The organism is Aristophania sp. ESL1100 (assembly GCF_058511235.1).
This window is the reverse complement of sequence record NZ_CP196394.1, coordinates 1,589,519-1,607,820: the sequence shown is the minus strand read 5'-3', so window position 1 is coordinate 1,607,820 and position 18,302 is coordinate 1,589,519. Positions and strand designations below refer to the sequence as shown.

Below are 18,302 nucleotides of genomic sequence, written 5' to 3'. Positions count from 1 at the left end.
GATAGGAAAAGCTTTGGTTTATCTGAAGGTCTTTGCTATCACAGATGATAAAGACTGATGCCTTTTATGGGCAGAAATTGTGGCAAGAATAACGAATTTGGCAAGAGAAGGAAGCGGAGTGTATGGACTGGACGGATGATCTCATCGCCAGATTGAGGGATTTATGGAGCCAGGGGCTCTCTACAGCTGAAATCGGTCGTCAGCTCTCCATTACCAAAAATGCAGTGGTCGGAAAGGCTCACCGTCTGGGGCTGCCACCTCGTCCTTCTCCAATCCGTAACAAGAATGCTGAAGGAGGTGACGCAGCTCCTCCGCAACGCAAGCCTGTGCCATCCCGCAAGAAGAAGCCAAAAGAAGAGACTTCTGAGAAAAAGAGCGAGGATGTCTCTGATAGTGCAGAAAAACCTAAAAAGACAAAATCAGTTAGCAAAAAGGCAGAGACAGCAGGAAGTGACCAGCCTGATCTTCTTCAGGAGCCAAAAGTTGCGGCCCCTAAAAAGAGTCCTGCTGATAAACTGAAAATTGAAAAAGAGAAAAAAGCACCTGAGAAAAAGGCAGCCGTTCCAAAGGAGAAGGTGAAAAAGACGAAATCAGAGCCCGCGCCTGAGATCAAGCCGATTGTCCGCCCTAAAAGAGTGCGCGATATTATGGAAAATCCGTTGAAACGTGGGCCGTCATGTCAGTGGCCTTTCGGGGATCCGGGAACACCTGAATTTCATTTTTGCGGAGCCAAACCCCTGCCCGGGAAACCTTATTGTGCAGAGCATGCCGCTATTGCCTATGTGAGAATTCGTGACCGGCGTGAAGGTTAGGTATTTTCTACGAGTCATTACGCGATTAAAAAAAGCCGCCTTTTGAGTAAGGCGGCTTTTTTTAATAAAAAGACTTAGATATCAATATCTGCTTTAAAGCTGTTCTCGGGTTTCGCGAGGAAACTGTCTTCAGGTTTGGAAAGCAGGGAGGGAGAAGAAACTCCGACCTTGGGTTGAGGCGTTTTGGTAATCATTTCGAGCTGACCTGTGACCTGACCACCATCTTCAACCTGGAGGCGATGACAGGAAGCTTTGCCGATAAGACGGCCCGTCGATAACAGATTCAGGCTGTCAAGAACCGTGATGTCCCCGTCCATCGTTCCGGCAATCTCAGCTTTATCGACTTCAAGCGTTCCCCTGAAAACACCGCCTTGAGCGACGACGAATTCTTTCGCGCGAATCAGATTGGCTTCAATGGTACCTTCAATGACAAGGCGCTCAACGTCCTGGACTGTTCCCTGTACGCTGATACCATGCCCGATCACCAGCGTTCTTAATTCGCTATGTTGCGGGGTTGCTGAAGTACGCTGAGAAACAGCCCCTGAAGAAGGGAATCCTGTGCCCCCTGTCCGTGGACGTGGCGTAAGAGTGGCTCCCATAGGAGGGGGGCTGGGAGGCGTTGGCTGCAAATTGCCCGGAGGAGGAGTAGGGCCATTGGCAGGGGGAGCAGGGAAAACAGGCTTGGGAGCTGTATTTTCTGGCGTTTCGGGCTTTGTGTCGTCCTGACGGTGTTTTCTGAACAAGATGTGCCTCATCGTATCTGAATTATGATGATCGCAAAGATGCTGATTCGTAAAACTGTATAAGTTCAAAAAACGATACAGCTCTAATGATAACATCCAAGTCGTTTTGGAATTATACGTAACTGGGCATGAACAACAAGCGCAACACGAAGAAATTGCTGTCTTTTAATCTTTTAAATATTTTTTGAAAGCGAAAATTAAATGATGATCACAAGAATATTGATTCACTTTCGGGAGGGACTATGGTGAAAAGGAACTGAAAACTTTCTGTAGTAGGACCTTTTTTAGATGAACCAGGCTTCAAATTCTTCCTTATATGATCTGCTTTGTATCGGTAATGCCATTGTTGACATGACTGCTTCTGTAACACCGGAAGTTTTGCAGGAGTTTGATGTTGTTCCTGGCAGTATGGTCCTCATTGATGCAGAAACAGTGCAGCGCCTGACACAACATGTGCCGATTGCACAGGTCTGCGGGGGAGGATCTGCAGCAAACAGCGCCGTTGTTGCCGCAAAAATGGGCATCGATACCGCCTTTTTAGGCAAAGTTGCCTCTGATGAAGCAGGCGAAGATTTTGCCGAGGATATGAAGGAACAGAGAATTCATTTTCCTTCCATGCCATTGGGAAGTGCCGAAGGGGATCCTGAAATTCCCACTGCCTGTTGCATTGTGCTCGTAACGCCTGACGGACAGAGGACAATGTTTACCTATCTTGGGGCATGCGTGGAATTCACTCCTGAAGATATTCTGGAAGATGTTGTTTCCGGCTCATCTGTCACCTACCTTGAGGGATATCTGTTTGACCGCGCCAAAGCGCAGAGTGCTTTTTATGAAGCCGCACGAATTGCGCATGAAGCGGGCCGGAAAATTGCCCTTTCCTTATCTGATTCATTCTGTGTAGATCGTCACAGGGCTGATTTCAGGAAGTTTGTTGAGGAATCAGTTGATATCCTTTTTGCCAATGAGGAAGAATTTCTCTCACTTTATGAGACAGACGATTTCGACAAAGCGCTTGAACTGGCGGCCGGCACAACAGGGATCGTTTCTGTAACCCGTGGCGCAAGGGGCGCGGTCATCATGGCTGACCAGCGTTATGATGTTCCGACAGAGGCCGTGGATGTTGTCGATACAACAGGGGCAGGGGACGCCTTTGCTGCCGGTTTCCTGGCAGGATATACGCGTGGCTATGGTTATGAGGAATGTGCGCGTCTGGGGAATCAGGCAGCTGGTATCATTATCACACGTCTTGGTGCCCGTCCGACTGAGGATTTCCCTCTGAAAGTTTAAGACTATTAAAGATCACGCCAGCCGATGGAAGCAATCTCTTCCTGCTCCAGAAGCTGGCGTATCTGAGGGGAAAGGAGTGTTTCAAGCTCTTTTTCCTGCTCATAGCCTGCCATTAAACAGGCCATCTGTTCATTTTGCCTGCGGGCAGGGTGGAAGTAAATTTCGCTGACGCCTTGTGGCAGATTTGGAATCAGCCTGGCAATCCGTCCCGGTACCATATGACCAGACCAGCGTAACCCAAAACAGTAATCATTGGTTTTCATGCCCGCCTGTCTGATCTGGTATCTCAAAAGCTTCGTCCATTGTTCCAGGGCGGTATCTCCTAATGAGGGTTTTGCCATGAGAGGGGCGGCAGGTTCTGAGGGTGTTCTGACGGCTTTAAGGTTGTAATCACGTCCTGTTCTGATCAGAAAAGCCCCCACGGTGGGATGAAGATGCATATGTTTATGAGCATTTGCATGGTCGAGGGTAAACCCTGTTCTGGCAAAAGCACGGAACTGGGCTTCGATTTCCTTTTTCAAGGCGCGTCGTTTGGAAGGGTTGAAAAAATAAGAGAGGCCTAATTGAAGTTGGTCACGCCCGAACCAGCCTCTGCTATCGGTTATCAGAGGGTCCTTTAAAATTGAATCGCCTTCAATAACAACCAGATGCAGGCCTAGACGTAAATCAGGAAGCCTTTGAATTCGTTTCAGAGCATCTTCAACGGCCGGTCCGGCCACCATCAGGCTGGCTGTTGTCAGAATTCCTTCCCGGTGAGCCTGTTCAATGGCCTCATTGACCTCCTGGCTCATACCAAAATCATCAGCAGAGATTATGAGACGACGGTGAGGATGAGCCATAAAGAATCCAGGGAATAGAGTGTGAGTTACAAAAAAGGGTATGGTCCTGACGATAACAGAACCATACCCTTTCCTGATATTTTCTGAAAACCGAAAGGTTCAGGAAACGTGACGTTGACGAAGGAACTGGAAGAACTCAACGCCTTCACGCAGGCGTCGTTTCATCATTTCCGGATCACGAATCATCTCATTAAGGATGGAGAGGATCTTGGAAGGACGGAAATAAAATTCCTTATAGAACGTCTCAACACTTTTGAAGATTTCTTCGTGTGAAAGATGGGGGTAATGCAATGGTGCAATCTGCACACCATTTTCATCAATCAACTCGGCTTCGTTTTCATTCAGCCAGCCATTTTCTGTTGCCTGTTTATGCAGGAATGTTCCTGGATAGGGCGCGGCAAGAGAAACCTGAAGTGTATGAGGGTTGATCTCTTTTGCAAAATTGATCGTCTCACGGATTGTCTGTTTGGTTTCTCCTGGCAGACCAAGGATAAAGGTCCCGTGAATCTTGATGCCAAGATCATGACAGTTCTTGGTAAATTCACGGGCAACTTCAATGCGCATACCCTTCTTGATGTTATGAAGGATCTGCTGGTTGCCACTTTCATAACCGACGAGGAGAAGACGAAGACCGTTTTCTTTCAGCACCTTGAGCGTTTTATAAGGGACATTCGCCTTGGCATTGCAAGACCAGGTGATACCCATTTTACCAAGCTCACGGGCGATTGCCTCGGCTCTGGGCAGATCATCGGTGAAGGTATCATCATCAAAGAAGAATTCTTTAACCTGCGGGAAATACTGCTTGGCCAGACGGATCTCGGCCGCAACATTTTCAGGGCTGCGTGTGCGGTAATGATGCCCCCCGACGGTCTGGGGCCATAGGCAGAAAGTGCAGCGTGATTTGCACCCGCGGCCTGTATAGATGGAAAGGTAGGGGTGCTTCAGATAGCCAATAAAGTAATCTTCAATATGCAGATCACGTTTATAGACTTCTGTCACGAATGGCAGGCTGTCCATATCCTCGATCATGGCGCGGTCTTTATTGGTGATAATCTCACCTTTTTCGTTGCGCCATGTAATGCCATCCACCTCAGCTAAAGGCTTGCCTTCAGCGACTTCCTTGATGGTATAGTCAAATTCGTTGCGGGCCACAAAGTCAATGGGAGCCCCTTTTTCAAGGCTTTCATTGGGCTGAACCGCCACTTTGGCACCAACCATACCGATCAGAAGTTTGGGGTTAACCTCTTTAAGCATTTTGGCGACTCTGACGTCGGATCCAAAAGAGGGTGTGGAGGTGTGAATAATAACGAGGTCACGGTTTTTGACGTCCTCCAAAATGGGACCCATGCCCATTTTGGCAGGAGGTGCATCAATCAGTCGCGAACCAGGAACAAGAGCGGCGGGCTGTGCCAGCCACGTCGGATACCAGAATGAACGGATTTCGCGTTTAGCCTGATAGCGGGAGCCGGCACCGCCGTCAAAACCATCGAATGATGGTGGTTGCAGAAAAAGGGTTCTCATCATGAGCGGGCACTCCGGTTAATAGGTGGGCTGTCTATAGGCGGACATTGAGCAGATAAAGACTTCGTCGCGCCCGCAATGGAAACGCTTTCAGCCTTGTCTGACTGTAATTTAGCAGAAGTGATAAGCACAGTTTGCCCCCGCCATGCAACGCGTGATCCGGTGGCACTTGCAATCATGACAACTGCCGAGAACCAGTCACGTATAATAAGGAAAGGGAACATGCCTTTATTGGGGCATTTCGTCAAACGGGAAATTTTTGTGACGACTAATCCTTTTAAAATCCATCCCAGCCCCAATCCGAGCCAGGGGAAGAGGGATGTGGGACAGAAAAGCACACTGAGGCTTGCCCAGAAAAGGGGAAGCTGAACAGAGGAAAGACTATAGCCAAGAGGTTCGACAGAACGCACAGTGCGCCCCCAGCGAAGCTCATGTGAAAAAAGTTCCCGGAAGTTTTCTTCAGTCACAGTTGTGCGGCATATTGTTGGCGCAATGGCAACTTTTTCCCCGAGGTTGCGGATAAGCTGCCCTAGAATCGCGTCATCAGCAATGTGATTGACGAGCGCTTTGAAACCACCGATCGTAGCCAGTTTATGGCGTGTGAGCACCATTGTGGCACCCAGGCAGTCTTCTCGTCCCAAATGGCGTGAAAGCACAACACCGGGGAGAAAGTTTGAATTAATAGCGCTGGCACCCATCCGGCGTACGAGGCGGGAATCAGCTGCCAGGCCTGCATAAAGGGTCGTTACAAGGCTGACCTCTGGCTGCTGAAGGGTCAGGACAATCTGTTTGAGATAATCGGGCTCAGCGTGAATGTCCGAATCAGAAATAACGAATATGTCGTGACGGCATTTTTTTTCAATATTGATAAGATTGCCAACTTTCCGATTGGGCCCATGCTCTGAAGTGTCAATAACGATTGAAACAGCTTGTTCCGGGTAGCGTGAGCATAAACGCTCTACAATAACCAGAGCGGGGTCAGTCGGACTATGAAGGCCAAAGACTAATTCATAAACTGGATAATCCAGACGGAAGAAGCTCTCCAGAGCCTCCTCAAGTAAAGGTTCTGTTCCACTTAACGGTTTCAGAATGCTGACAGCAGGCCAGTCCTTTTCTGAATGACTGTCATCCTGCCTTATAGTGGCAGAAGGCAAGGTCATTTCAGCGCGTTGTATAAAACGCCCCAATAGGGCAGAGCCAAGTAAGCTTTGCACATGCCCGGCGAGAGATAACGCACCTGTCAGACCCGATAAAAGCGGCAAGATACTGATCACGTGCGTTTTATACCCTCAGATAAAAATTCACTTTCATCCCCCAGTGCGCTGGAGAATGAAAGTGTCATAAAAAACCAGTTTTGCTTATTCATGCAAAAAATCGTCAGCTTTCTGATCAAACATGCGTGCCAGACCTGCAGCGCCACCCTGCGCAAAAACAGACCTGAAATCCGAACGTTGTGCCGCAACCTGGCTGATATGTCCATCCAGAAGAACATCTATGATACGCCAGCCATTAGGAGTCTGGCTCATGACGTAGTCGATGGGGGTAGGATTGGCCGGATCATCTTTGCCACCGATTGTGGAATGAATAATCGTCCGGCCTGTGCTGTCTGTTTTAGGGGTCGGAACGACAGCAAACAGAACGTCTGAGCCAGGTTTAAAGGTGGATACGTAACGGGCAACCGTAAATTTGCGGAAGGATTTTAAAAGTGTGCTCCGTTCATCAGGCGTCAGGCTATTATAATGCAGCCCGATGGAACGATGAAGGATTTCTTCCAGATTATAGGCATTATCCACTGCAGGGGTAAGCAGTTTCTGGCGCTGTCCGATATCTCCAGATGCCTTCGTTGCTTTTGCAAGAGCGTCATAAAGCCCCTGAATGGGAGCAGCCGCACTGGCCTGAGGAGCGGTGGATTCTGCATGAGCGGCCGAGACAGGCGCGAAAGATACACCCATAGCTGTCATGCTTGAGGCAGCCATAAGCGCAGGAAGCGTAATTCTAGCGATACGAATTAAGGACATACTCTTTCTCCTTGGTTGAATAAGAGCGTGGTACATAGATATTATCATCCTTCTGCCCTCTTTTATACCATGAAGACGTTGAAGGCTGTGTTAGATATGTTACAGTCAAAATGATAATGTAAGGTTTAACTGTTGAATTATCATTTGCTTACAGGATATAGGCAAGCTGGAATGATATCAATTTAACCCGCGTGAATTACGTAAATTGTTAAACAAGGTTTGTTTGCTTTTTTCAGAGGACGGGTCTGACCTGTTTATTTCTGAAGTCGCGTCGGGGAAATATATAGTCGGCAGAGCACGATCAGGCTCTCGATAAATGACCAGAGGATTGTAATGGCTGTACCATTAATGCAGGCCGTTCGGGTTGGACGGTACGTTGTGAAACAACATCTGAAGGGGCGTAAAAGATACCCGCTGGTTCTGATGCTTGAGCCATTATTTAGGTGCAATCTCGCCTGCGCGGGATGTGGCAAGATTGATTATCCCGCCCAGATTCTCAACCAGCGTCTGAGTTTGCAGGAATGTCTTGACGCCGACACGGAAGCGGGCGCTCCCGTTATCGCTATTGCGGGTGGGGAGCCTTTGCTGCACAAGGAAATGCCGCAGATTGTTGAGTCTTTGATAGCACGAAAAAAATACGTCTATCTCTGCACAAATGGCCTCCTCCTGGAAAAGAAGATTGATGATTATAAGCCATCTCCCTTCTTTTCATGGGATATCCATCTTGATGGTGACAAAGAGATGCATGATGCCTCTGTCTGTCAGGAAGGGGTTTATGAACGTGCTGTGGCAGCTATCAAGCTTGCCAAGGCCAAAGGGTTCCGCGTTTCCATAAACTGCACGCTGTTTGATGGTGCCAAGCCTGAACGTGTTGCTGCCTTTTTTGACAAAGTGATGGCAATGGGCGTGGACGGGGTCATGACCGCTCCCGGTTATGCCTATGAACGTGCGCCAGATCAGGAGCATTTTCTTAACAGGCAGAAAACCAAAAATCTTTTCCGTGATATTTTCCGTCTCGGAAAAGGTAAGAAATGGCGTTTTACCCAATCTCCGCTCTTTCTCAATTTTCTTGCCGGTAACGAATCCTATCATTGCACCCCGTGGGGCAAGCCTCTGCGTACCGTTTTCGGCTGGCAACGTCCTTGCTACCTGTTAGGTGAGGGTTATGCCAAAAGCTATAAAGAGCTGATGGAAGATACTGCCTGGGACCAGTATGGTACAGGTGCTTATGAGAAATGTGCCGACTGTATGGTTCATTCCGGTTATGAGGCAACGGCTGTGATGGATGCTGTAAAGCGTCCGTGGCATATTGCCAAAGTGGCTTTCACAGGTCCTGAAACTGAAAAGCCGATGGTGCCTGAAGTCTCCCTGGCCCATCAGCGTCCTGCCGAATATGATTATGATGAACTCGTCTCAGAGCAGATGGCGCATCTGGCAGCCAGCGCCAAGCCCAGCCGTGGACCGCGCGTAAGGGTTAACGGCCAGGCCGTTCCGGCGCCTGCGGCTGAATAGGAAAAGGAAAAACAAGTCTGTCATGTAGCGGGGAGGCCTATTTTTCAGGGCTTTCCCGCGATATTGCTCAGGCTGGTATCATGATTATTTCTCTAATCGTCATTATTCTGCTGATTTTCCTTAACGGCCTATTTGCAACGGGTGAGTTGGCCCTGATCTCGGCGAAAAAGACTCGTCTTGCGACCTTGGCCAAACAGAATGTCGCAGGGGCTCAAAGAGCCCTGAAACTCGCTGAAACGCCGCAGAATTTTTTGCCAACAGTTCAGATTGGCATGACACTTGTCTCTATTATTGAGGGTGCTTTTGGTGGCTCTCAATTAGAGGCGGGGGTGCAGAAATGGATCCTGCATTGGAAAGTGCTGGCTCCTTTTGCCAGTGAATTATCCATTGCCATTGTTGTTATTATTATTTCCTTTGCGATGCTGGTTTTTGGCGAATTAGTGCCCAAACAGATCGCTCTGCAACGCCCTGAGTTCATTGCTGTAAAGCTTTCTCTTTTTCTTGATGGTTTGGCTTTCATAACACGGCCATTGGTCTGGCTGTTGGGGGCAACTTCTTCTTTTGTCATGAAACTGATTGGCCTTGGTGCCCTGCCCAGAGCGGCTGTGACGGAAGAAGAGCTGAAAGCGGTTCTGGTTGAAGGAACACAGGCTGGGATCCTGGATACAGAAGAACGTGTCATGATTGAGCGTCTGCTCAGGCTGGCTGACAGGCCTGTGCGCGCTATTATGACACCTCGTAATGAGCTTTTCTGGGTAGATCGCCAGGCTGATCATGAAACATTGGTCAGCAAATTAAGACAAAGTTCTTATGCAAGAATCATTGTTTGTGATGGTGATGTCGATCATCCCGTCGGGGTGATTCTGGCCAAGGATATTATGGACCGGCTTCTTTTGGGGCTGACGATTTCCATTGATGCCGTTTTACGCAAACCTCCAGTGATTCCCGATAGTCTGACGGCTCAGGCCATGATTGAGCGCTTGCGGGGTATTACGCTTGGTGTGGTTTTTGTCCTCGACGAATATGGCTCTTTCGAAGGGATTGTGACTGCCTCTGACGTTTTTGATGCCATTATCGGAGAGGAAAGCACAGATCCAAAACTGCCTCATATCGTGACGGAACAAGGGGCAGATGATTATATTTTCGATGGATTTATTCCTGCTGATGAGGTTTCCTCGATCCTCGAAATACCACAATTTCCTGAATCAGGCAGTTACCATACGTTGGGTGGCGCCATGATGGCCCTCCTTAAACGCGTTCCAGCAAAAGGCGACAAGGTTGTTTATGCCGGATGGTTGTTTGAAATAATGGAGATGGAAAAACGTCGCGTCCTTAAAGTCAGGGCTGACCGTCTGTCTATTGCCAGAAATTAGGTAAAGATTAATTCTCTTTGCCGGAATAGCGTGCGAATTCACGTTTTTGTTAAATTATAATTCCTTTACGTTATCGTTAATATTTAAAGGAAACGACCCTTAAATCATTTAGGGACTTGGCGACTTACAAAAGGCAGGATATACAGCGCACGCAAAGGCCCTTTTTTATTGTACTTTTTAAAATAGTGCAATAAGAGCGGGGCAGCCCGTCGAATAGGATTTGTGTATGAATACGATCTCGCCGGACTATCGTCCCTCAGATAATGAACCGTTTATGAATGAACGGCAGCTTGAGTATTTCCAGAAAAAACTTTTGCATTGGCGTGCAGAGCTTCTGAGAGAGTCAGGCGATACATTAGCCAGTCTTTCTGAAGGGGGTATTCTTGAGCCAGATATTGCAGATCGTGCGACTGTCGAAACAGACCGTGCCTTCGAGCTGCGGACCCGTGACCGTGCCAGAAAACTGATCAATAAAATTGATATGGCTCTGGGGCGCATCAAAGATGGCACTTATGGTTATTGCGAAGAGACAGGGGAGCCGATTTCCCTTCTGCGCCTTGAGGCCAGGCCGATTGCGACATTGTCTATAGAGGCCCAGGAGCGTCATGAGCGCCATGAAAAAGTTTATAGAGACGATTAAAGGGGTTGCATCAAAGGCATGAACAGGCTACGAAGCCGCCATGTCTTTGCAAGCTGCTGTAGCTCAGTGGTAGAGCACTCCCTTGGTAAGGGAGAGGTCGCGAGTTCAATCCTCGCCAGCAGCACCATTTCCCCGCATTATTGACGCTTGCGGATTCTGTCTTCATGATGGACCGCATCATTAAAATAAAAAACAGGCGTCTCAATGGTGGAAAAGACACTCCAGCTTTACGGTATTAAAAACTGCTCAACCGTTAAAAAAGCTGTTTCATGGCTTGATGATCATGAAATCCCCTATCACTTTCATGATTTTAAAAAAGAGGGTCTCACCTCAGAGAAACTCGCCTTCTGGGTTCAAAAAACAGGATGGGAAAGCCTGCTGAATAAACGAGGGACAAGTTTCAGAAATTTGCCTGATGAAGAAAAAGCAGAGCTGACAGAGCAAAAAGCCTGCCGCCTTATGGTGTCGCTTCCAACTCTTATTAAAAGACCAGTTCTCGAAAAAGGTGATGAAATCCTGATTGGATTTGACGAAACTCTTTATAAAAACCTGTTAACGCCCTGAAATGGGTTAAAAAGCAGGAAGAGAGCTAATTTTTTATAAAAATACAAAAATGTTACTTCCTCGGTCTTGCATGATTTGTGTGCATGTCTGCTATACTAAAATGTAATACATGAATGGAGGAAGACGTGATGCCCCACCCAGATCAGCTAGCCCGTACGCTTCGCACACGTCATATTGTCATGATTGCTCTGGGCGGTGTTGTTGGAGCAGGTTTTTTTGTCGGTTGTTCTTCGGCAATTCTGAAAGCCGGACCGATTGTTTTCATTTCCTATATAATCTGCGGTTTATTGATCTATCTGATTAATATTTCCATGCGCGATCTGGCGCTGAAAGGGCCTGGAAAAGGCTCTTTTATGATGCAGATTCGTGAGACTCTGGGGCCGAAAGTAGGATTTGTTGCAGGTTGGGCCTATTGGCTGACATGGGTTATTGTTCTGGCCGCTGAAGTTATTGCCGGAGCAGCCATGCTCGGGCCTGTGATCCCCTGGGTGCCTCCGCTTGCTATTGAGATCTGTCTCCTCCTTCTTATGACAGGGGTCAATCTCCTCTCTGTCAGAGGATATGGCGAGTTCGAATATTGGTTTTCGGTTATCAAGCTGGTTGCCATTGCCGTTTTTGTCTTAATTGCCGTCTGGACGTTGATGAAAGGGGTCATGGGATGGGGGCCGGTAGTCCCGGTTCATCATAATCTGTTTGATTATGGTGGCCTCGTCCCCAAAGGGTGGGCAGCCATTCTGGCCGTGATTCCAACAATTCTTTTTTCAATGACAGGTAGTGAGATCGTCACGGTTGCGGCTCTGGAGTCAGATGACCCTGATGGCAATATTGTGCGCATCACCCGCACGATTGCCTGGCGTATTCTGGGGTTTTATCTGACCTCCATCGCCCTGATCCTATGTTTTGTGCCGTGGTCCAGCCTTATCCCGACAAAGTCGCCTTTTCTTGTCGTTCTGAATCAGATTGGCGTCCCGTTCTCTGAGGCTTTTGTCTGGATTGTAATTTTTTCAGCCGTGTTATCGACCCTTAATTCTGCGGTTTATGTGACCTCAAGAATTCTTTATGAGCTGGCAGAAAATGATGATGCACCAGCGTTATTTTTAAAAGTTGATGAAAAAAAGCAATTACCCAAAAGGGCCGTGATTGCAGGAACGGTTGTTGCTGTCGGGATTCTGCTCAGTGATATGGTATCGCGGGATCAGCTTTTTGCGCTGCTTTTAAGTATGGTTGGCACATTGATGCTGTTTAATAACCTTCTGATTGTTCTTGCCCGTACGAAGATTGATGAGGGATTTCACTGGGGGCCGAAAATCGCCTGTTTTCTGCTGGCCTGTACTTTTGGTGCCATGTTATGGGTGCCAGAGACACGCAGTCAGGGATTATTTGGATTTATAGCCATTTTTGTCATTTCCGGGATCTCATGGTGGCGTTATCGTGACAGTTACGCAACAGGGGACTGAAGCTCTTCTGGCAACCTCTGTAAAAAGGGAAAAGGGCCGATCATATGGAGGTTTTTTCAAGACGTTCACGCTCGTCACAGCCATTAACCTCTGATTCTTCCAAGGGAATCGCTGTTGTAACGCCGGAAAGACTGCATTCTTTTTTTGCCAGTCGCTTAAATGAAGTATGTGCCCGTTTCGAAGAATGGTCCCTTCCTTTTACGGTTGTGGGGCAATTGGGAATTGTACCTCCTGATAGTTGGAGGCGGTATGAGCCGCTTCCCTTGATTGATATGACCACCCAGGCTGAAATTGGTCTGGAAGTCGGTCTTTCTCTTCTTGAGAAGGCGGGTCTTAAAGGAGGGGATTGCGTAGAAGCGACAGGGTTTCTGAGGGCGCGTCTGGTAAAAGGGCAGGTGGTTCTTCGTTTTGAAGTGATGGATCTTCGTTCTTATGAAGAAAAATCAGAAACAACGTTTCAAAGTGAAGCGGGTATTCTCGATTTGTTAAGGGAACTTCCGGCCAGGAAACATTCTTTTCCGCAAAGTGAGGGGATGTATCTGTTTCTCGTAAATCTGGGGGCTTCAGAACGAGCAGGCGAAACTCTTAAACAGTCTCTCGGGGCTTTATGGCAGGAGCATTCTGTCCGGGCTGTAACCTTGACTGCTGCGGACCGGCAGAAGTTTTTGCAGTCTTTATTAACGATGACTGAGGATATTATCGTGATCCTCGGCGGGAAAGAGGGGCTTGGCCTTCTGGAAGATGCCTACGTCCTGAAAGCTCTTTCTGCTTGTAAGGCCTACCGGGTTCTTGTGTTGGAAAATGACACAGTGATCAACCAGGAAACAGGGGAGAAATTTCCTCCCCTCAGGTCAGTGGCAAGTCATCTGGTTGATAATTTTTTTGTCTCATCGGTCGAAGCGGGGCGTTTTATTCGCAAACAAAGCAGCCAGGCGTGGCAGCTTAAAGAAGAGGAACATGCTCGCCAGGAAGAAATGGACGCCTTGAGAGACAGCCTTGCTCATTTTGCCGACCTCCCGGATGTGTCCCGTAATTTCGGTCTATGGCGGGGGATCCTGATTGGCTCGTTAATCGGCGCCTCTTTTGTGGTGTTCTGTCTGATCGTGATCCATTTCCTGAAATTATAGCACGGTTATCTCACTTCATTGCAGAAAGTCTGATCTTTAAAAAAGGCTGTAATGGAGGAATTTGCTGCCCTAATGTCCGGGCTGCCTTTTCTGTCAGAAGAAAAAGCCCCCGCCTTATATCAAGGGGTTGAGCCTCTGGATGAGTGGAAAGCCATTCCAGGAAACCGTACAGGCTTAATCCCTCGGGCTCGTCATAAGGCGGAAGAGGGAGAACTGCGGGGGGCTGCGGCTCCATAAAGGAAATCATATTGAAATAAAGGGCTTCCCGGCCACTTTCAATCGGAAGTGTTATTAGATTGGCGCGTGTCGTAGGGCGGATGCAGGTAATCGCATAATGATCAAATGAAATGACATCATGGAGCGTGAAATCCTTACGATCCTTGCAAAAGAATGTAGCCAGCTCAGGGTAACGGTCCTGTACAAGGCATAAAACAATCCTGGGAGAGTCCTTTTCTCCGTCGGCTTCAAGAAAAGCGCCACTCGGCGTCCGCAATAGAAAGACACGTGCCATATCGTCAGAGGGATAGGCCTGGGGCGAAATGAGACGCGTTTCTTCCGGACTCATCCGGATACGTCTATAGGAAAAACCAAACCGTTTTGCTTTATCGGGGAGGGCTAAATCCCTCTCTTTAAGTGGTTCAGGAATCCATTGGCGGTCCTTAATCATCTTCTTCAGAAGTACGATACCAGCGGCAAAGAGCCTTTGATAAAGGTGGTTCTGTACAAGCCGTGTCGCGCCTAGATGGTCAAAACCTGTAATATCTCTGATATGGCGACTATTGTAATAACGCTTCATTAATGAGGATAAGGCAGAATCCTCTGATTTATGATCATCCATACAGATGTAATGAAGTATGCGTCCCCCGTTCCATAACGTCTCTGCCGGGTCAGCATCGCTCCATGCTTTCCCTGCTGCCGTGATCCATGATGAGGATGGGATGTCCAATGTAATGGGATCTTTGATATGGGCAGGCTGTCTGATTTCTGAGAGACGTGCCATGATTCTTACAAATCTATGATCTGGCAGAGTGACATCTGCTCGCCAGCCATGAGCGGCGACAAGGTGGCCTTTTGCTTTTCCGGGATGATGTTTCTCTCCAAAAAGGCACCAGCGTATCGCCATGGCACCCGTTTTCTGAGCATTTTTCAGGAACGTGGGTAAGGAGCTACCGGGGCAGAGATATTCATCAACATCTAGAAAAAGCACCCAGTCATTTTTGTCGGAAAAAAGCTCCAGTGCTTTTTGAGTGAGAAGCAGGCGCCGTTCTTCCGGTGGCATGTCAGGCCTTGAAGTCGTGGCAAGCAGCTTGACGGGTTCCTTGACTTCTAAGGCCTGGACAAGCGTTTTCGTGCCGTCTGTTGAGCCGGCATCAACAACAAGGATACCGGAAACACCGAGCGCTAAATGCCAGGACAACCAGTCTATGATGGTCTCTTCGGCATTCCTGACAAGAAGAATGATATAAAGGCGTGGGGTTTTAACGGACATTGATACGTACAACACCTTGCTTGACGGATTGATCTGTCCCTACACGGATATCAAGCTGAATGGGTAAGGCACCTGCCTGCATGATCTGTTGCGCAACAGGTGTGACCAGTTCCTTAAGAAGCGTTTTCTGACTGTTTAACTGCTCTTCAGGTGTTTTTTGAGGAGGGACGAGTCCGTCAATTGTGAAAAGAATATTGCGTTTATGGGCAAGAGCCGCTTTCACCGATTGCTGGAGCGGCGTTTTATAAACGTCGGGCGCAGTGCCTTGTATGATTTCAATAAAAGGCTTTGCAGAACTCTTCTCCTGTTTGACCTGAACAACAGGAGGACGATTGGCATTTGGATCAAAAGTCCGCTGGTCAATAGGATTACATCCCTGCATGACCATGATTACGGGTGCGAGAAGTAAAAGCCGGACGTGCATTTTATCAGGATGAAATAGACCAGAAGAAAAAGATGCAAACATAATGTCTCAATTCATTGCAGGGAAGGAATGGAAAGGCAAGAGATGATGGGAAACCGTCCGGAAAATAAAAAGCTTTTTACCCCTGTTGGAATTTGTAAAGCATGGTATCTAAAGAGTAGTCACTTTAAAGTTTTTTTGTAAGTGGAGGAATAGAGTCAATGGCTGTTAAAATTGCTATTAATGGGTTTGGTCGTATTGGTCGCCTCGTTCTGCGGGGTATTATTGAAACCGGGCGTACAGACGTTGTTCCTGTCGTCATTAATGATCTGGGCTCCGTTGAAGCCAATGCTCACCTCCTGAAATATGATAGTGTTCATGGGCGTCTTCCCGCTGATGTCGAGATTGTCGATGGCAATCTCCTGATCAAGACACATAATGGCCGCACCATTGGCCCCATCAAAGTGACAGCGCACCGCAATCCTGGAGATGTGCCTCTTCAGGGTGTCGATGTCGTTATGGAATGTACCGGTCTTTTTACAACGCGTGAGAAAGTTGAGCCTCTGTTGCAGGCGGGTGCCAAACATGTGCTGATCTCTGCGCCATCTGCTGATGCTGAAGCAACCATTGTTTACGGCGTTAATAATGACGCGCTGAAACCAGGAATGAAAGTGGTTTCAAACGCATCATGCACAACAAACTGCCTGGCTCCGATTGCTGCTGTTCTGGATGAAAAATTCGGTATTGAACGCGGCTATATGGTTACAATCCATTCTTACACAGGCGATCAGCGCACAGTTGATACCCTCCATAAAGACCCACATCGTGCCCGCGCTGCAGCGCTGAATATTATCCCGACCTCCACAGGGGCTGCCCGGGCTGTCGGTCTGGTGCTTCCACAATTGAAAGGCAAGCTGGACGGCACAGCCATTCGTGTGCCGACACCTGACGTGTCTCTGGTGTCTCTCGATTTTGTGCCGAAGACCATCCCATCTTCAGTAGAAGAGGTAAATGAAGCCCTTCTGAAAGCCTCTCAGGGAGCGCTTAAAGGGATACTGGATTATAATAATGAGCCGCTTGTCAGCTCTGATTTCATTCATATTCCAGCATCTTCAACCTTTGATGCGACACAGACAGCCCTTGTTGATGGTGGCAAACTGGTCCGCGTTGTTGCCTGGTATGATAATGAGTGGGGTTTCTCCAACCGAATGTCTGACACGGCGGCTTTGCTGGGAAAAATCTGATCATGGCGTACCGTACGCTTGATGGTGTGGAAGTACGCGGTAAACGCGTGCTTCTTCGCGCTGACCTCAATGTGCCAATGCATAATGGGGTCATTACCGATACAACACGCATTGAGCGTGTGATTCCGACCATTCGTGAGCTCGCTGATAAAGGGGCCAAGGTCATTCTTCTGAGCCACTTTGCCCGCCCTAAAGGGAAAGTGGTGCCGGATATGTCATTGGAGCCAGTCGGGCAAGCTGTCTCAAAAATATTGGGGCGTCCTGTCGGGTTCGTGCATGACTGTATTGGTCCGGATGTTAAAAAGGCGGTCGATACGATGAAGGATGGCGACGTCCTTCTGCTGGAAAATACACGCTTTCATCCTGGTGAAGAAACGAACGATCCTGACTTCTCCAAAGCACTTGCTGCAAATGGGGATCTCTATGTTGATGATGCCTTTTCAGCAGCGCACCGCGCTCATGCTTCGACAGAAGGCATTGCCAGAATTCTTCCTTCCTTCGCAGGGAGGTTGATGCAGGCTGAGCTGGGGGCTCTGACTGCCGCGCTCGAATGTCCTGAACGCCCGGTCGGAGCCATTATTGGCGGCTCAAAGATTTCGACCAAGCTTGATCTGCTTGGGAATATGATTGAGAAAGTCGATGTCCTGTTTATTGGCGGGGCTATGGCGAACACATTTCTCTCTGCTGAAGGCTATAATCTCGGCAAGTCCCTTCAGGAAGCCGACATGCACGCAACGGCGCTTGATATTGTCAAAAAGGCTAAAGAGAAGGGATGCTCCATCGTTCTGCCAGTCGATGCAGTGGTAGCGCGTGAGTTTAAAGAAAACGCTGAGACGGAAATTTGTCCGATAGACCAGATCCCAGCTGATGCGATGATGCTGGATATAGGTCCCAAGACAATTGAGCTTATGACAAGCCGTCTCTCTGAGCTTAAAACCCTTGTCTGGAACGGCCCTCTCGGAGCGTTCGAGATTGCGCCTTTCGACCGTGGAACAAATGCTGTTGCCAAGGTTGTGGGTAAATTGACGAAAGAAGGGAAGCTTCGCTCAGTTGCAGGAGGCGGTGACACAGTCTCTGCTCTGAAACATGCAGGTGTGCTTCATGAGCTCAGCTACGTTTCCACAGCGGGGGGAGCGTTTCTGGAATGGCTTGAAGGAAAATTGCTTCCAGGAATTATCGTCCTTACCAATGTCGGCCAGGATCTTGGTCTGGAATAAGCTATAGTTCCCGGTAAAAGAAAAGGCGGTCACATAATTTATATGTGGCCGCCTTT

The 18,302-nt window shown here is 48.3% G+C and carries 17 protein-coding genes and 1 tRNA gene; 11 read left to right on the top strand and 7 right to left on the bottom strand.

Features of this window, described 5'->3' with window-relative positions; all coding sequences use genetic code 11:
- Positions 1-122: 122 nt before the first annotated feature.
- Positions 123-812 (top strand): GcrA family cell cycle regulator, encoded by a 690-nt coding sequence (locus tag ACSYSY_RS07460; protein ID WP_491706941.1) that lies wholly within the window; start codon positions 123-125, stop codon positions 810-812.
- Between the two features lie 74 nt (positions 813-886).
- Here the strand turns inward: ACSYSY_RS07460 and ACSYSY_RS07455 are convergent, their stop codons facing one another.
- Positions 887-1,555: a bactofilin family protein gene (locus tag ACSYSY_RS07455; protein ID WP_491706940.1), complete on the bottom strand. Its 669-nt coding sequence runs from the start codon at positions 1,553-1,555 to the stop codon at positions 887-889.
- A gap of 288 nt (positions 1,556-1,843) precedes the next feature.
- Between ACSYSY_RS07455 and ACSYSY_RS07450 the strand changes: the two genes are divergently transcribed.
- Positions 1,844-2,842, top strand: coding sequence for an adenosine kinase (locus ACSYSY_RS07450; RefSeq protein ID WP_491706939.1), 999 nt, complete (start codon positions 1,844-1,846; stop codon positions 2,840-2,842).
- A gap of 5 nt (positions 2,843-2,847) precedes the next feature.
- Here ACSYSY_RS07450 and hpnK read toward each other — a convergent pair whose 3' ends face one another.
- From hpnK to ACSYSY_RS07430, 4 genes are all read right to left on the bottom strand, one after another.
- Complete coding sequence (hpnK, locus tag ACSYSY_RS07445; protein WP_491706938.1) at positions 2,848-3,681, bottom strand: hopanoid biosynthesis-associated protein HpnK; 834 nt, start codon at positions 3,679-3,681, stop codon at positions 2,848-2,850.
- 99 nt (positions 3,682-3,780) lie between these two features.
- A complete protein-coding gene (gene hpnJ / locus ACSYSY_RS07440) occupies positions 3,781-5,205 on the bottom strand; it encodes a hopanoid biosynthesis associated radical SAM protein HpnJ (protein WP_491706937.1) in 1,425 nt (474 codons plus the stop codon).
- Positions 5,202-6,476 carry a bacteriohopanetetrol glucosamine biosynthesis glycosyltransferase HpnI gene (hpnI, locus tag ACSYSY_RS07435; protein WP_491706936.1) on the bottom strand — a complete coding sequence of 425 codons (1,275 nt, stop codon included), beginning with the start codon at positions 6,474-6,476 and terminating at the stop codon, positions 5,202-5,204. Before hpnI ends, hpnJ begins: the two co-directional genes overlap by 4 nt.
- Before the next feature lie 84 nt (positions 6,477-6,560).
- The gene (locus ACSYSY_RS07430; RefSeq protein WP_491706935.1) at positions 6,561-7,220 is read right to left on the bottom strand and encodes an ABC transporter substrate-binding protein; all 660 of its coding nucleotides are present in this window, start codon (positions 7,218-7,220) and stop codon (positions 6,561-6,563) included.
- 333 nt (positions 7,221-7,553) lie between these two features.
- Between ACSYSY_RS07430 and hpnH the strand changes: the two genes are divergently transcribed.
- The 7 genes from hpnH to ACSYSY_RS07395 all read left to right on the top strand — a co-directional run bounded on the left by hpnH (position 7,554) and on the right by ACSYSY_RS07395 (position 13,893).
- Positions 7,554-8,732, top strand: a complete 1,179-nt coding sequence (hpnH, locus tag ACSYSY_RS07425; RefSeq protein WP_491706934.1) for an adenosyl-hopene transferase HpnH — start codon at positions 7,554-7,556, stop codon at positions 8,730-8,732.
- Between the two features lie 80 nt (positions 8,733-8,812).
- Positions 8,813-10,105 carry a hemolysin family protein gene (locus ACSYSY_RS07420; RefSeq protein WP_491706933.1) on the top strand — a complete coding sequence of 431 codons (1,293 nt, stop codon included), beginning with the start codon at positions 8,813-8,815 and terminating at the stop codon, positions 10,103-10,105.
- 226 nt (positions 10,106-10,331) lie between these two features.
- Positions 10,332-10,745 carry an RNA polymerase-binding protein DksA gene (gene dksA, locus ACSYSY_RS07415; protein WP_491706932.1) on the top strand — a complete coding sequence of 138 codons (414 nt, stop codon included), beginning with the start codon at positions 10,332-10,334 and terminating at the stop codon, positions 10,743-10,745.
- 52 nt (positions 10,746-10,797) lie between these two features.
- A tRNA-Thr gene (locus ACSYSY_RS07410) sits at positions 10,798-10,872 on the top strand.
- Positions 10,873-10,949: 77 nt separating this feature from the next.
- Positions 10,950-11,309 (top strand): ArsC family reductase, encoded by a 360-nt coding sequence (locus ACSYSY_RS07405; protein WP_491706931.1) that lies wholly within the window; start codon positions 10,950-10,952, stop codon positions 11,307-11,309.
- A 128-nt stretch (positions 11,310-11,437) separates the two neighbouring features.
- Positions 11,438-12,766, top strand: a complete 1,329-nt coding sequence (locus ACSYSY_RS07400; RefSeq protein ID WP_491706930.1) for an amino acid permease — start codon at positions 11,438-11,440, stop codon at positions 12,764-12,766.
- Between the two features lie 44 nt (positions 12,767-12,810).
- Positions 12,811-13,893, top strand: a complete 1,083-nt coding sequence (locus ACSYSY_RS07395) for a hypothetical protein (RefSeq protein WP_491706929.1) — start codon at positions 12,811-12,813, stop codon at positions 13,891-13,893.
- Positions 13,894-13,903: 10 nt separating this feature from the next.
- On the opposite strand, the gene ACSYSY_RS07390 is transcribed toward ACSYSY_RS07395, so the two are convergent.
- Positions 13,904-15,382: a glycosyltransferase family 2 protein gene (locus ACSYSY_RS07390; protein ID WP_491706928.1), complete on the bottom strand. Its 1,479-nt coding sequence runs from the start codon at positions 15,380-15,382 to the stop codon at positions 13,904-13,906.
- The gene (locus tag ACSYSY_RS07385) at positions 15,372-15,848 is read right to left on the bottom strand and encodes a hypothetical protein (RefSeq protein WP_491706927.1); all 477 of its coding nucleotides are present in this window, start codon (positions 15,846-15,848) and stop codon (positions 15,372-15,374) included. The genes ACSYSY_RS07390 and ACSYSY_RS07385 overlap by 11 nt, the downstream gene beginning before the upstream one ends.
- Positions 15,849-16,006: 158 nt before the next feature.
- Between ACSYSY_RS07385 and gap the strand changes: the two genes are divergently transcribed.
- On the top strand, positions 16,007-17,029 hold the full coding sequence (gene gap, locus ACSYSY_RS07380; RefSeq protein ID WP_491706926.1) for a type I glyceraldehyde-3-phosphate dehydrogenase: 1,023 nt from the start codon (positions 16,007-16,009) through the stop codon (positions 17,027-17,029).
- Positions 17,030-17,031: 2 nt separating this feature from the next.
- Positions 17,032-18,246, top strand: coding sequence for a phosphoglycerate kinase (locus ACSYSY_RS07375; RefSeq protein WP_491706925.1), 1,215 nt, complete (start codon positions 17,032-17,034; stop codon positions 18,244-18,246).
- Positions 18,247-18,302 lie beyond the last annotated feature (56 nt).

Excerpts from the sequence above, each read along its gene's own strand:
- ACSYSY_RS07460 (WP_491706941.1), top strand. The coding sequence starts at position 123 with ATGGACTGGACGGATGATCTCATCGCCAGATTGAGGGATTTATGGAGC.
- dksA (WP_491706932.1), top strand. The coding sequence starts at position 10,332 with ATGAATACGATCTCGCCGGACTATCGTCCCTCAGATAATGAACCGTTT.
- ACSYSY_RS07390 (WP_491706928.1), bottom strand. The coding sequence starts at position 15,382 with ATGTCCGTTAAAACCCCACGCCTTTATATCATTCTTCTTGTCAGGAAT.
- ACSYSY_RS07395 (WP_491706929.1), top strand. The coding sequence starts at position 12,811 with ATGGAGGTTTTTTCAAGACGTTCACGCTCGTCACAGCCATTAACCTCT.
- ACSYSY_RS07375 (WP_491706925.1), top strand. The coding sequence starts at position 17,032 with ATGGCGTACCGTACGCTTGATGGTGTGGAAGTACGCGGTAAACGCGTG.
- ACSYSY_RS07430 (WP_491706935.1), bottom strand. The coding sequence starts at position 7,220 with ATGTCCTTAATTCGTATCGCTAGAATTACGCTTCCTGCGCTTATGGCT.
- ACSYSY_RS07420 (WP_491706933.1), top strand. The coding sequence starts at position 8,813 with ATGATTATTTCTCTAATCGTCATTATTCTGCTGATTTTCCTTAACGGC.
- hpnK (WP_491706938.1), bottom strand. The coding sequence starts at position 3,681 with ATGGCTCATCCTCACCGTCGTCTCATAATCTCTGCTGATGATTTTGGT.
- hpnH (WP_491706934.1), top strand. The coding sequence starts at position 7,554 with ATGGCTGTACCATTAATGCAGGCCGTTCGGGTTGGACGGTACGTTGTG.
- ACSYSY_RS07450 (WP_491706939.1), top strand. The coding sequence starts at position 1,844 with ATGAACCAGGCTTCAAATTCTTCCTTATATGATCTGCTTTGTATCGGT.
- ACSYSY_RS07400 (WP_491706930.1), top strand. The coding sequence starts at position 11,438 with ATGCCCCACCCAGATCAGCTAGCCCGTACGCTTCGCACACGTCATATT.
- gap (WP_491706926.1), top strand. The coding sequence starts at position 16,007 with ATGGCTGTTAAAATTGCTATTAATGGGTTTGGTCGTATTGGTCGCCTC.
- hpnJ (WP_491706937.1), bottom strand. The coding sequence starts at position 5,205 with ATGATGAGAACCCTTTTTCTGCAACCACCATCATTCGATGGTTTTGAC.
- ACSYSY_RS07385 (WP_491706927.1), bottom strand. The coding sequence starts at position 15,848 with ATGTTTGCATCTTTTTCTTCTGGTCTATTTCATCCTGATAAAATGCAC.
- ACSYSY_RS07405 (WP_491706931.1), top strand. The coding sequence starts at position 10,950 with ATGGTGGAAAAGACACTCCAGCTTTACGGTATTAAAAACTGCTCAACC.